This is a genomic window from Xanthomonas sp. NCPPB 2922, from assembly GCF_041520885.1.
Lineage (GTDB): Bacteria > Pseudomonadota > Gammaproteobacteria > Xanthomonadales > Xanthomonadaceae > Xanthomonas > Xanthomonas campestris.
The window spans coordinates 378,632-392,783 of record NZ_JBGOFY010000003.1 but is presented as its reverse complement, the minus strand read 5'-3'; the positions used below and the strand labels follow the sequence as shown (position 1 = coordinate 392,783).

Sequence of the window (14,152 nt, the reverse complement as noted above, 5' to 3'; positions counted from 1 at the left end):
ACCCAGAGCGCGCCCTGTCGTCACCAGCAGTCGGCAGTGGTTCCTGTGCTAGCCGTCTTGGTGCCAGCCTGATTGAGCGAGAGTGTCCCGCACTTATCCTTCACCTGATCGCCCTGAGGCGTTGCAACCACAGTGAAGGTGGAGGCCGTGGGCGCAGCTTGAAGAGACAACAAGTAACGCGCCGAACCGCCCTCTCTGGGCGACTGAGTAAATGCGCCTCCGCCACTGAGCTTGAAGTTCGCAAACGTGCCGTTGGCTGTATGAAAGCGCTCCGCTAGGTTCGCCAATTCCATGAGATCGGCCTTTGCTTGGGCGCGGCGAGACTTTCGTATCTGCTCTGTGTACGAGGGGTACGCGATAGCGGCAAGTATCGCAACAACAGCGACTGTGATCATCAACTCGATCAGCGTGAAGCCTCTCACGGATGCGCGCGCAGCCACTCCGCACCCTCTTTTATTGATGATCATTTGATTTGCCTCCAGGACTGGCGTCCGCACGCGCGCGGGATGAACAGCGGCTGCGAATCGCCACCTCGAATCATCATTGAACACTGCCTGCTGAGCGCATCAGAAAGCTCGCCGCCAGAGGCACTGGGGGGCAACGGGGTCGCCCGCGAAGAAGTAATCACGGAGAGATCCTTCACCGGCCCGGTTCCAGCTGTTTTAAGCCGCACCGCCCCAGTCCCGGTAGCGTAAGCGTTGCCTGTCACTGACCCCGGCCGGACGCCAGACAACTGCGCAGCCCCAGACAATGCATCGAGCCCATACAGCCAATTCGTACCGCCTGGCAAACAGCCATCTCGAGAGCCAGGCTGAAATGTGGGAAAAAAGACGATGCCATTAGCGATAGCCGGAGTACCAACAAGTCGCTCACCCACTCCCGGCAGATCGATATACCAACCCGATCGCCCCGCAGCCATCGCAACTGCAGTCGTGACCCGACTATCCTGGGTAGAGGAGACCACGCTTTGTTGCAACAGATTGCCACGCTGAATCACACCTGCAACTCCACGGTCAAGCACGGCATACAGTGTCTGCGACGAGCTATCCAAATCATCCCCCTCAAACGAAAACGCACCAGTTCCAAAGAACAACATTACATTTCCGCCAGCTCCAGCGGAAGCCAGCAACCCTCCCAAGATGGGCTGGCGCGTCCCTTGCATATCTCTGGCAACAAATAGCGGCGTAGTCGCTGTTGCAACAAGTTCGGGGGCACCCGCAGTGGTTGCAAGATTACGCAGATCAAATTTCCACACTGCGCCAAGTTGGTCGGCCGCATAAACGGTATCTGCGAAGCCATCGCGACTGCTGGTATCGAGCGAAGAGCCGGCCCACCGGTCAACTACTACGATATTACCCAGCCCATTGGGCGCCACTACCCCTGACTCAGCGGCAGGCAACAAATTAACCCGGCCACTCAAGATATCGACGACAAACAGCACCGCGCGACCGTTGATGCTTCCGTAACCATTGCCGAATATCGCCTTCCAACTCACAACGCCAGTGGACGAGCGTACCGGAACGATCACAGGTTTGCCTAATACATTCCCGATATTGGCAGACAACAGTACATTTGCGTTGGAATCATTGATCTCCCAAAGACGGCGCGAGGCATTAAACCCAGTAGGATTGGACACATCGAGAGCGAAAACGCTCTTGCCGCCAGCACCAGTTGTTCCGACCAGCACGGTGGACCAGGCACCTGCGGCAGATGCAACGTCCGAAACAACAACGGGACCATCCACGTAGTAACGATGCGCATACTGCGTGTTCAGTTTGACCGTCGTGTATGGGAAGAGCAGATTTCCCATATGACCAATTACCGATTGGGGTATATATGCAAACTGCTCAACGCCAGTACGGCCATTGAACCCATGCAGCATGCCGTCATTGGCGCCCGCATACACCATACTACGCCCAGCACTCGCTTTACTAAGCAAGTATCCCGCGTAATTGTAAGGGTCGAATTTACCAGAAATGATGTCATACATTGATCGATAACCAAAGTCATCGGTTGCCGCTTCAATTACCGGGGAAGAGTTAACAATATCGCCGAGCCGGGTTGTTCGTGAACGTAATGGCGTTAAATTAGATGTCTCCAATGTCTGATCACCGCGCAGATAAGCGACAGCTTGCGCAGCCGACACTTTTAGCTGAGCAGCAATGCTTGCCGCAGTACAATTCGATAATCCCGATATAATGTTAATGTTACTGCACAGCGCCGAAAGGCTGACGTTGTCAGCATTGAAGACGGCCGCACCGGAGGGCGTGCCGTAAATGATGTTACGTGCATCTGCTGCCGGAATGACTGCACTGGCCTCCCAAAGATCGGCGTAGCTGATTTCTCCAGTGTCGCTTGCGCTGGCCACGCGCTGAGCTTTCAGCCTTCCGAACCAATCCGTACTATTATTCAGCGCGTTATAAGACGGCGCGACAGTAAAAGATCCCGCACCTATACGCGAACCAGTCAACGCGACAGTACCAGACGGAGTGAGACCAGATGCAACACCATTCAAGATGGTACGCATTGCTACAGTCACCTCGTCGGGGGTCTTGGCATTGACAAAGCCCCCCCGCGAATTGATCGTGGCATGCCACAGCTCGTCAACAACAGTGCCGTCATCAACAGTACTGGGATTAGGGAACCCGCTCCAATTGGGCGGATTTAGAAAAGGATCCGCCGTTGCTGCTGCATTGACTTCATAGATACGCCCTTGAGCACCGAGCGTAATACCATAAAAGTTCATATGCAGGTCGGTTTCACAATCCAGCCGCTTCCACTCTACACTGGTCGGTGCAAGCGTCGCGCATTCGTCCGGAACCTTGACATTCCCTGCAGCAAATAGCCCGCCCGTCCGTAGGGGAGTCGCCGTACCGCTATAATAGCTAGCTGCAATATCTGCGATGGTGCCAGAGTAAACGTCAGCAAATGGCTGACCAAGTAGCTCATCTTCGTTCGCAACAGACGAATCGTCCGTATTATTTGTGTAACCATCAGTAAACAGCATGCCTGCGTTTTTTTGACAGGAGCTGATCACGGGCGCACCCGCGTCCACACGCCTGAATTGCTCGCCGAGATAGGAAACCGCAGACCGATTGGGGGTGCCACCATTGAGCGTCAACGTGGTGATGGCGGCATACAGACTGGCCCGCTCATCGGGCATCTTATACATGGTAACGTCATTACGCGCATTGATTGTAAAGTAACCAATATTCATTGTATTGACGCTTATCAATGACTGGGTCATCGACCCAATCATAGCCAAGGTCCTGTTACGATGATATTGAAACCAATTAGCAAAATTTTGAATCGCTAGATTGTATGAAATAATATCATTATAGTTTTCAGACTTTATCTGATACCGCCGAAGATCGCAACCAGAACCGCATCCTCCAACGACTACCGGACGATTTACATTCGCTGTTCTGTAGCCCGCTGGCGCGGGGCTAGCCGCCGGAAGATAGAACGTCGCAGGAAAATAGTCAAATGCGTAGTTCGCGTTCCCCGAATTTCCATCAAAAGTTCTAGCAGCCGTGGACCAATTCTGATTAAAACGATATCTCACCCCAGTGCCTGCCAGATTTGGCACTACAGTATTGACAGGAATATAAAAGCCTTCAGACGTCGAAGTTCGATTTTGCGTTAAATTATATGTAACTCCATAGGGCACCGCCCTACCGGGGCGGGGGTCAGCGCGGGCAGCCGTTATCACAGCATCGGCCTCCTCAGTCCCGTCCGCCTTACGCCACGGGTCGTATGTGATAGCCGGGTCAAAATAGGTTTTATTATAGACAGGCGAACGCGCAAAGCCGAACTGATCAAGTGGAGCAATCGCGTCGCCACCATATGCTTTATCAAATTCAGCATGGGGAAAAAGGTAAAGCAGGCCACCCACATTAGTAGTACAACTGGCGCCGCCTGGAAAAAAAACACCAGACCCTGAGAAGAAGCTTGCAGAGCAGTTATTCCAGCGCAGATTCAAGTCACCGAGCGCCGTCAGCACTTCAAATCCCATCGAGTTTGAGTCATCAACTGCCATGATAAAAGCTGTCCGCGTGGTCGTCTGGGTATTCAACGGCGCTTGCGCTAGACGACCCTGCCCTTGTGCGGAAAAGGCGACGTAAATTCCGTAACTGCACAAGGCCACCACTGCGATGAACGCGATGAATCTCAACTTATAGCGGCGAACTGACATGGACATGCCTCAAGGGCGGAAGATAGTATCGACAGCGGCATCGGCAGCATCGCCGTCTGCCCCGTCGGCGTTGTATGCCGTAATCTGATAGATGGGGTTTGGATCTTCGTTGACGGGCCCACCCATCCCAAGACTTGAATTGCCTGAGATGCAAGGCCCCAGCAAACGCACATTGCTACCAGGTCCGTTACTCGGCTTCAAACTCATCGCCCAGCCGGTTGAATCGAAGGGCTGGGCGCACTCCTTTACATCGGTGACCACCGCGCAACCGGCGTTACTCGTCCGATTGACAGCATTTTCGATGCCGCATTCCGTGGAGCGTGCAAGTTGCTCGGCGTTTTGAAATGCCACATTAGACGAGCGATAGTTAAAAGCCATGCGCTCCTGCAGACCAGTTACCTGCATACCGGCGATACCCAGCAGCGCCAGTAAAATCAACATGATCAACGCAACGTACAACACTGCCCCTGATTGCGTATAGCGACGTCTCAACGCACCTCGCGCAGATATTGCACCATTGCCGGAAGAATTAGTTGCCATATAAGCGATTCCTCAAGGCTACCGTCGTGTCGTACACGCCTCTGACCTTGCCATCCGGCGCAGCCGGCGCAGCAAACTGCACACCAAGCACACTGGGCCGATTCGCAGCTTCGGGCACTGCTGCCGACGCGCTATCAGGGCTTCTAACAAGCAGGCCCACCTGCACACTTCCTACGCGCCGCCACTCTGCTGCCGTATTTCCCAAGGATGCCGCGGTGTTCTGCACGTCCACATAGCCGCTCGGGGGATTTGCGGCAAGATCCGCAACACGGTCTTGCCCATAAATGAATTGTAGACTTTCGATGCCTTCCACAAGTTCTTCAGTCGTGTAGGCGCTGCCGTTATAGCGCGCGCGGAATAATGCAGGCTCTCCGCTGGCCCCTCTGCCAACGTAGTACACAAGGGATTCGGCTCGATACAGACTAGCCTGCCCGGTAGGTTGCCCTGCATAGCGATCGATTGACCTTGCAACCGTCACATCACCTGTAGACGGAGCCACGACAGAAGCTTGAAAGACATCGGCGTAACTGCAATCGGCGACACCGAAGAGCTGTGGAGTTGCCACACCATCCTGCGTCAGCGCGCCCCACCGGGCAGCCGACACAGTGAATCGGGTGCTCGTACCCAGTGTAACCGCTGTAACCGGCACACCTTGAGCAGAGAGAAAGCGCAGAACGACGATGTCACTTCCAGCCAACGGCGCAAGGCTTGTGATGGAGGCCGGTAGGCCAGGCGTCCATCCTGCGACTTCTGCACCCAAGGTCACGACACCTGAAGGCGCGGTTCCATTAGCCTCGTAGCCCTGGATGGAAACCATGAAATTCAAGGCCTGATCCGCCGTTGTGGAAAAGTTGGACTGCAGGGCACCCACACGCTGCAGGTGCGCCTGATCGCTGACGCAACCGAAGTGCCCCGCCATACGCAGATCACGCTGCAGGTAGTCCATTGCAAAGCGCGCATTTTCCTGGGTGCGTGCCAAGCCTTCAGACAAACGGTATGCAGTCTTGGAGGCAGCAAACACTTGAATCACACCCAGCAGCAAGACGAGGCCAATCACCAGCGCGATCATGAGCTCGATCAGGGAGATACCCCGCGTGCGAGTTCGGCCGGAAGCTGCACATCTCATAGTCGCGTACTCACATCAAATCGCGTGCTATCGCCACCACGATCACTCCAACTCAGTTGGACGGTCGCAATACCATCGTTGTAAAGCACTGTCGCGCTTGCTTGATCGCCTAGCGATCGCACTACGTCGCATTTCCATAGCGTAACCATCACCGATACGTTGGCGGTGCCGATGGTCGGAGTGCACGCAGAGGTGCTGACAGATCCACTGGAAAAAGTCGCCTGCCCTGGGAACGCCGCCGCGCTCAGTCGATTGACCCGCATTTGATCCAGCAATTCTGTCGCAAGATTTGTCGCCTGTGTCCGCATGCTCGCGCTTTTAGACATGCGCACACTAGTAGTCTGTAGGAGTGCAAATCCAAGCAGGCCAACAGCCAGAACCAGAACCGCGACCATAACTTCGATCAATGAAAATCCCGCTTGCGGCAGCGCGGTGGAAAATTGACGTCCCAGCCGGTTCGTTGCCTTGCTCATGTGCAATTGCTCTTGGAAATTCGTACTTGCCCGGTGACACTGATGGTAAGCGTGCGCGCCATTCCGACATCGCCAATCGTGCAACTAGCAGGCTGAAACAGCAGTGTCTGCGGCCCAGTGATTGCAGTTCCACCTGCTCCGGTCCCTATCACTCGCCCGCGACGATCAAAGGTAAATTTTTCTGCGGAGTTGCCCTTGAAAACGACGGCACCTTTGCCTTGACCATATCGAATGACCGGTTCGGCTCCATCCATCACGCCGTTGGCGTTTTCGTCCCGCCAGACAAGCCATCCAGCGTTCCAGCTTCCGCCGCAGCCTGTCCCTGAGCTAGAAGGACACATGCCCGCACCGGCGTTAGTGCGTATCGCCTCGCTGCGCCCGAACGACAGCGCGGCCAACATTTCGTTGGCGGAAGTAGCAACCCGGTTGGACTGAATCACCCCTTTGAAACTGGGGAAAGCAACCGCCGCCAAGATTCCGACCACGGCGACAGTGACCATCAGCTCAAGCAAGGTAAAACCAGATTCATGACGAACTGCCATCAAGACGCTCCCCAGCGTTGATGCTTGATGATGCTCTCGCCCTGAAAGGGAGGCAATCGCAAGACAGACGAACGGTCGCGTCTATACGACGAACGCGACCACGGCCTCATTACTCAAGTCACTACCCGATAACAAGGCCGGTAATCCCCCGAGATCTTCATCCGGCGCTGTTCGACGAAGCCGCGCAGCAGTTCGTCCAGGGCCTGCATGATGTCGGGGTCGCCGTGGATATCGAACGGGCCGAACTCCTCGATGCGGCGCATGCCGTCTTCCTTGACGTTGCCGGCGACGATGCCGGAGAAGGCGCGGCGCAGGTCGGCCGCAAGCTCTGGCGCCGGGCGGCCGTGGTGCAGATCCAGCGCGGCCATGGCTTCGTGGCTGGGCACAAACGGCTGCTGGTACTCAAGCGGGATGTGCACCGACCAGTTGAAGTAGTACGAGTCTTTCTGGTCCTTGCGGTGTGCGCGCACCTCGTGAATGCCTTCGGCCATGCGGCGCGCCACCGCGACCGGGTCGCCGACGATGATCTCGTAGCGCGATGCGACAGATTCACCGAGGGTCAGGCGGATAAACCGGTCGATCTGGGCGAAATACGGCGCGGCGATGGTCGGCCCGGTCAGGATCAGCGGGAACGGCAGGTCGGCGTTCTCCTCCCGCAGCAGGATGCCGAGCAGGTACAGGATCTCCTCGGCGGTACCGACGCCACCCGGGAAGACCAGGATGCCGTGGCCGATGCGGACAAACGCCTCCAGGCGCTTTTCGATGTCCGGCATGATCACCAGGTGATTCACGATCGGATTCGGTGATTCGGCGGCGATGATGCCCGGCTCGGTGACGCCGATATAGCGCGTGTGGTGCTTGCGCTGTTTGGCGTGCGCAATGGTGGCGCCCTTCATCGGGCCCTTCATTGCTCCTGGGCCGCAGCCGGTGCAGATGTCCAGGCCACGCAGGCCGAGCTCGTAGCCCACCTGTTTGGTGTAGAGGTATTCGTCGCGCGAGATGGAGTGACCACCCCAGCACACGACCAGATTCGGGTCGGACGGCTGCAGGATGCGCGCGTTGCGCAGCTGGCCGAACACGGCATTGGTGATGCCTTCGCTGGTGTCCAGGTCCGCACGTTGCGCTTCGAGCTCGATGGCCATGTAGGCCAGGTCGCGCACCACGGCGAACAACAGCTCGGCCACGCCGCGGATGATCTCGCCATCCACAAAGGCCATGGCCGGCGCGTTGATCAGATCGATACGGATGCCGCGATCCTGCTGATTCACCTGGATGTCGAAATCCGGGTACAGGTCACGCGCGGCACGCGGGTCGTCGGATGCGCTACCACTGGTCAGCACCGCCAGCGCACACCGGCGCAACAGCTCATGCATGCCGCCACTGGATGCATCACGCAACCGTGCCACTTCTGCCTTGGACAGCACGTCCAGGCCACCACGCGGATAGATCCGCGCATCCACTACCGGCAGCGCCCGTGCTGCCGTACTGCTGAGTTCCATAGCTTGCTCCTGTCGTCTGCGCAGGACTTTAACGTACTCACCCGCCCAAAAGAAAACGGCCGGGAGAACCCGGCCGTTTTTGCAACATGCAACACGCTGGCCAGATTAGAACTGGTAGCGGAAGCCCAGCTGCAGGGCCCAGCGGGAGATGCCGCGATCGTCATACACCGTGGCCTGATCCGGCGTGTTGAAGCGATACACGTACTTGCCACTGGCTGCATCAATGCCGCCGTATTCCACGACACCACGCATACCCGGGAAGCCATACTCCTCGACCTGGCCCCACTTCTTGTTGAGCAGGTTGCCGACATTCATGACGTCGAGCCACACAGAAGCCTTGTTGCCCTTGAAGAAGCCGGGAATCTCCTGCTCGATATGCAGATCGAACTGGTTGATCCAAGAATTACGTGCGCCATTACGTTCGGCAACCTGGCCACGACGGGCAGCCAGATACTCATTGCCTTCAATGTAGTTCCAGAATGCCTGCTCTTCTCCAGCAGAACCGAATAACACATCGCCGCGACCTGCCGGGATGTACAGCAGGTCGTTCAGGCGACCATCGCCATTGGCGTCGTTATCGAAGGCGTAGCTGTACGGACGACCATTGCGGCCCTGGTAAATCAAGCCAAGCTTGGTCTCGTAGTCGCCAAAGAACGCATGTTTCCAGTTCAAGGTACCCAGGATGCTGTTCTTGATTTCATACGCTGCGGTCGAAGCAACGTTTTCGTTGGCCTGGAAAACAGCGTTGTTGCCCAGCTGCGAGCCCGAGGTCGAGCTGGTGAGACCACTGACTTCATCGGCATCGGTATAGGTGTAATACAGACCCCAGGACCAGTCACCGCCATTGAAGGGCTTGTTCAGACCAACGGTGAAGCTCTCGCTACCACCCTTGTCAGTTGGACGCGCGATGATGGCGTCGTTGTAGTTCGGATCGCGCGACCCGCGCGCATCGACCAAGGAGCCGGTGCCACGCACACACGCAGCTGGAGCGCTCGTACCTGTCGGGTTACGACCATCGGCCATCCAGCAAGCGGGATTCAGACCCGGGGTATTCCAGTAAAGATTACGACCATCCTGGCCCACTCGGGTGGTGTTACCCAGATTTAGCTGCTGGTAGTAGATCGCCTCGTTGACCTGAGTCACCACTGCTTCCGCAGACGCCACGATGCCGTACCAGGGCAGCTCGGTGTCAAACGCCAGGTTGGCCTTCCATACCGACGGCTGACCCAGCTTGCTGTCGACGAAATCGACAGACTGCGTTGCACCATTCACCGACCCGTTTCCGATTGGCTGGTTATTGATGTCAGGGGTGAAGCGAATACCGTTGGAATTCACCAACGCTTGGCTGGAGAAGTTGTAATCCGTGTATGCCAAGCCAGTGTTCGAGTACGGGTTCGAGAGCCATACCGTTGCGGCAGCACCCTGGAAGAGGCCGACGCCACCACGCAGCTGGGTGGGACGATCGCTGTCGAACGTGTAGTTGAAGCCGAAGCGCGGCTCGAACAGACCATTACCGTCGATGGTCTGGTCATTACGGAAGCCGAAGATCGTTGACGCCGCCGCATTGTAGGCAGGGCTGTTCTTGACCATCGGCTCGTCGTAACGCACACCAAACGTCAGGGTCAGATTGTTATTGACGGCCCATGTGTCCTGCAGGAACACACCGACGTTCCGCATGCCCCAGTCCGCAGCGACATCGTCGATGTTTCCGGTATTGGACCGCGAGTAGCGATAGTTCAGCGGGCGATTCGCCGCGTAGTCGGCAATTGAGTTGAAGGTGTACGAACCGAAGACGCGCTGTCCGAACAGGTTGAAAAGATCGTTATCTTCGTAGTCGAAGCCAAACTTGACGGTGTGGTCATTCAAGAACAACGTGCCCGCGAAGAAGGCATTCCACGTTTCGGTACGCAGCTCGTTGGCCTGGGTGCTCTGCTCGGTGCCCAGGTTGACGGTGTTGTTACCGATACGCACAGCGACGGCCGGCAACTGCGAAGCGGCCGTACGCACCGCCGAGTAATCACGGTACGAGACTTTGGCTTCAGTCGAGAAGGTGTCGGTCCAATCACTGAACAACTGCGCGGTATAGGTCTTGAGGCTGAAATCGCGCACGTAGTGAAACGAATTCAACGACAGCGCCTGGTTGCCAAACCCGTTGAGGTTGGCAGTGCTCTGCTCGCTCTCGCCATAACGGAAAGAGGCACGGTGCTTGTCGGAGATATTCCAGTCGAGCTTGAAGCCCTTTTCCTCCGACTCCGAATCCAGCGCAGGCAGCGCGAGCGTGCCGGGGTCAAAGCCGTAGACATTGCGCGAAATGTCGATGATACGGTCGATGTCCGACTGCGGGATTTGAACGATATTGCTCTCGCCAGACCCGATCGGACCGTAGCCGGAGGCTCCGGTAAACACGCCCTTGCCCTTGTACTTTTCGTAGTTGGCGAAGAAGAACAGCTTGTCCTTGATGACCGGTCCGCCCAGGGTCAGGCCATAGGTGGTCTCATCATCGAACAGCTGCGGACGGATGTCGTTCTGGTTCTTGCCCGACCAATCGTTGTCGCGATAGGTGCCGTACACCGAACCATGGAATTCATTAGTACCGGACTTGGTGACCGCATTGATCACACCGCCGGTTGCGCCGGTAATGGTCACGTCGTAATTGGCGACATCGACCGAAATTTCGTCGATGACGTCCATCGAGAACGGCTGACGTGGTGTCGGCAAACCATTGGATTCGAGGCCGAACGCATCGTTGGTGCTGATGCCGTCGACGCGGATCAGGTTGAAACGCGGGTTCTGGCCGCCCACCGAGATTTCGTTGCGCGCCTTGTCGGTCTGCGCCACGCGGGGATCCAGGCGCACGTAGTCCTGCAAGTTGCGGTTAATCGACGGCAGCGATTCAATCTGCTCGCGGGTTACGTTGGTGCCGGTGCCCATTTTATTGGCACTGAACAGCGCCGAGCCGTAGTCGCCGCCAATGGCCTGCACCGCGCCGAGCGTGGTCACGTCGCCACCCAGAGCCGCATCCACGCTGTTGACCTGATTCAGGTTCAGGAAAACGCCTTCTTCGGTCTTGGTGCCCTCACCCGACTTGGTGATGGTGATGGTGTACGGGCCGCCCACACGCAAGCCGCGCGCGTTGTAGCGTCCGCTGGCATCGGTGGTGGCGCGGCTGACGGTGCCCGATTCGACGTGGGTGATCGTGACTTCGGCATTCGGCACCGGCTGACCGCCGCTGCTGGTGACCAGGCCAGCGACGCCGGCAGAGGTGCTCTGTGCGAACACGGGGGCAGCGGCGAGTGCAGCAACGAGACCAAGCGTGAGCTTGGACATGCGGAGACAACGGGGGTGGGTCATTTCGGTAGCCTCGATACAGTTGGGCAGTGACAAAAAGGCGCAGTCAGCCCAACCGTTCCCGGGGGTGGGCTGCCGATGATCTGGGGTCCCTTGCCGCGCGGCTGGTTGCTGCCGCAACGGTTAACAACAGATTAACACGCTAAGGCCTGATTGTGACGGTGGCGTGACAAACTTCGCGCACTGCAACATGAACTTCGCATGTGAAGGCGGAAACGCCAAGGTGGGCAAAGTCGCGTGCGATGTGAGATGGACGTCTCGAACTTGGCGATGGCATCAAACGTCATGCAGCCGAACGCCATCGCGGGGCACTTTGCAGTCCTCATCGTAGGCGCTCTGAGAATACGTGCGCTTACGCGCCCAAAACAGATGGACTTCTGTAGAAGGGATTCGTAGAGCCAACGTCTCTGCTGAGGGCGCGACTTTTAACGTCCGCGCCGCGCTCGTGTCTGTTTCCGAATCATCGTGCGAGTTCTCATCGCAAGTGACGGTTTGCTGGCCGTCCACATCGAGCTCGGATCCATCCGCCCACAAATGGACGAGGTGGCAGGCAAATTACGCGAGGCTCCAGACAGTGGAGCCGCTAACGCACGGGCGCCACAGATAAAGTGCTGCCGGCAGCACCACGCGCTCGTTGGCCACCAAGTCAGAGACGATCTACAGCGCCGAACGCGCCAGCCGCCCCTCCAAAGCCCCAGCTGCGCCAAGATCAAGCCAGCTAGGCCACCGGAAGCCAGATCAACACCAGCAGCGGCGGCGAAACATCAGATCGATACCGGCAGCTTGAAATACGTGCCAAGGCCATCCAGGAACATCTGCACCGAAATGGCCACCAGCAACATGCCCATCAGGCGCTCGATTGCGGTCAATGCGCGATGACCGAGCAGTTTGTACAACAGCGGGGCCGAGGCCAGGATCGTGGATGCACCGATCCAGGCAATCATCAGCGCCAGGCTCCAATCCCATAACCGGGTGGGTTCGTTGCTGCCCATCAGCATCACTGCGGCCATGCCGGACGGGCCGGCCACCAGCGGGATTGCGAGCGGCACGATGAAGGGCTCGCCGTCGGGAATCTCGCCCATCAGGCCTTCGGGGCGCGGGAAGATCATGCGGATGCCGATCAGGAACAGCACGATGCCGCCGGCGATCGCCACCGATTCCTGCCGCAGATGCATCAACTCCAGTGCGTACTTGCCGCCCCATAGAAACGCCATCAGCACGAACAGGGCGATCAGCAACTCGCGCGCGAGCACGAAGCGCTGGCGCTTCGGCGGCAGCGGCTTGAGCACGCTGAGAAACACCGGGATGTTGCCGAGCGGGTCGAGGATCAGGAACAGCAGCAGCGCTGCCGACAGAATGGTCATGCGGGGGGGCTCCAGATCGCACCGCGGTGCGAGGCGCCCGCCATGCACAACAAGGTAACGCAGGCAGCGGCGTAGCGCGCGGGATCCAGCGCGTCGCTGTCTTCCTGATGCGTAAATGCACGTGCGCGCAAGGCGGTGCGCATCGGCCCTGGCTGCAGCCCGCTGACGCGGACCGGGCCGGCGGCCGTTTCATGATGCAGGCTGGCAAGCAAGCCACGCTGCGCATGTTGGGCAGCGCCGTACGCACCCCAGTAGGCCTGGCCGACACGCGCGGGATCATCCACGACGAACACCAGCGCCGCATCCTGTTGCTGGCGCAGCAGCGGCAGACAGGCCTGAGTGAGCCAGGCGCGTGCGGTCAGGTTGACGTGGATGCTGCGTGCGAACTCCGCAGGCGCGGCCAGTTCAGCCGGCGTGAGCCCAGCGAAATCGGCGGCGCAATGCAGCACGCCACTGAGCCCGCCCAACTCCGACTGCAGACGCTGTGCGAGCGCGGCATAGTCGTCCGGCGTCGCGCCGGCCAGATCCAGCGGGTACAGCAATGGTGCTGCGCCCTGCCCGGCCAGCGCGTCATAGACACGCTCGAGCGGGCGCAGCTTGCGGCCCAGCAACACCACGGTGGCACCTGCCTGTGCGCAGGCCTGCGCGGCCGCAGCGCCCAAGCCGCCGGCGGCGCCGGTGACCAGCACGACCCGCCCGGCCAGCGCCGCTGCAACGGCTGCCTGCGTGCTGCTCACGGCTGGTAGGCCTCACTGACGATGCGCTTGAGCTCGCCTGCTTCGAACAGCTCCATGGTGATGTCGCAGCCACCGATCAGCTCACCGTGGATGAAGAGCTGCGGGAAGGTCGGCCAGTTCGAATACCGCGGCAGATTGGCGCGGATTTCAGGTTCTTCGAGCACGTTGACGGTGCGCAGCTGGTCGGCGCCTGCGGCCACCAGAGCCTGCACGGCGCGGCTGGAAAAACCGCACATCGGGAATTGCGGGGTGCCTTTCATGAACAGCACGATCGGGTGCTGCTCGACTTCGGCCTGGATCCGTTCCATCACCGGCATTGAACTCTCCT

The 14,152-nt window shown here is 58.3% G+C and carries 11 protein-coding genes; all 11 read right to left on the bottom strand.

Features of this window, described 5'->3' with window-relative positions:
- Positions 1 to 20 precede the first annotated feature (20 nt).
- Positions 21 to 467, bottom strand: coding sequence for a type IV pilin protein (locus ACD584_RS06495; protein WP_070690756.1), 447 nt, complete (start codon positions 465 to 467; stop codon positions 21 to 23).
- Complete coding sequence (locus tag ACD584_RS06490) at positions 464 to 4,195, bottom strand: pilus assembly protein (protein WP_076037840.1); 3,732 nt, start codon at positions 4,193 to 4,195, stop codon at positions 464 to 466. The genes ACD584_RS06495 and ACD584_RS06490 overlap by 4 nt, the downstream gene beginning before the upstream one ends.
- 9 nt (positions 4,196 to 4,204) lie before the next feature.
- Positions 4,205 to 4,735 (bottom strand): PilX N-terminal domain-containing pilus assembly protein, encoded by a 531-nt coding sequence (locus ACD584_RS06485; protein WP_070690753.1) that lies wholly within the window; start codon positions 4,733 to 4,735, stop codon positions 4,205 to 4,207.
- Positions 4,725 to 5,861, bottom strand: a complete 1,137-nt coding sequence (locus ACD584_RS06480; protein ID WP_076036761.1) for a PilW family protein — start codon at positions 5,859 to 5,861, stop codon at positions 4,725 to 4,727. Before ACD584_RS06480 ends, ACD584_RS06485 begins: the two co-directional genes overlap by 11 nt.
- Positions 5,858 to 6,334, bottom strand: coding sequence for a type IV pilus modification protein PilV (gene pilV / locus ACD584_RS06475; RefSeq protein ID WP_076036760.1), 477 nt, complete (start codon positions 6,332 to 6,334; stop codon positions 5,858 to 5,860). The genes ACD584_RS06480 and pilV overlap by 4 nt, the downstream gene beginning before the upstream one ends.
- Complete coding sequence (locus ACD584_RS06470) at positions 6,331 to 6,876, bottom strand: GspH/FimT family pseudopilin (RefSeq protein WP_076036759.1); 546 nt, start codon at positions 6,874 to 6,876, stop codon at positions 6,331 to 6,333. The genes pilV and ACD584_RS06470 overlap by 4 nt, the downstream gene beginning before the upstream one ends.
- A gap of 113 nt (positions 6,877 to 6,989) precedes the next feature.
- Positions 6,990 to 8,375, bottom strand: a complete 1,386-nt coding sequence (gene ppnN / locus ACD584_RS06465; protein ID WP_076036758.1) for a nucleotide 5'-monophosphate nucleosidase PpnN — start codon at positions 8,373 to 8,375, stop codon at positions 6,990 to 6,992.
- A gap of 105 nt (positions 8,376 to 8,480) precedes the next feature.
- Complete coding sequence (locus ACD584_RS06460) at positions 8,481 to 11,726, bottom strand: TonB-dependent receptor (RefSeq protein ID WP_012437977.1); 3,246 nt, start codon at positions 11,724 to 11,726, stop codon at positions 8,481 to 8,483.
- Positions 11,727 to 12,487: 761 nt separating this feature from the next.
- Positions 12,488 to 13,087 carry a YhgN family NAAT transporter gene (locus tag ACD584_RS06455; RefSeq protein ID WP_006450537.1) on the bottom strand — a complete coding sequence of 200 codons (600 nt, stop codon included), beginning with the start codon at positions 13,085 to 13,087 and terminating at the stop codon, positions 12,488 to 12,490.
- Positions 13,084 to 13,824, bottom strand: a complete 741-nt coding sequence (locus tag ACD584_RS06450) for an SDR family NAD(P)-dependent oxidoreductase (protein ID WP_076036757.1) — start codon at positions 13,822 to 13,824, stop codon at positions 13,084 to 13,086. The genes ACD584_RS06455 and ACD584_RS06450 overlap by 4 nt, the downstream gene beginning before the upstream one ends.
- Positions 13,821 to 14,141, bottom strand: a complete 321-nt coding sequence (grxD, locus tag ACD584_RS06445; RefSeq protein ID WP_011037633.1) for a Grx4 family monothiol glutaredoxin — start codon at positions 14,139 to 14,141, stop codon at positions 13,821 to 13,823. The genes ACD584_RS06450 and grxD overlap by 4 nt, the downstream gene beginning before the upstream one ends.
- Positions 14,142 to 14,152 lie beyond the last annotated feature (11 nt).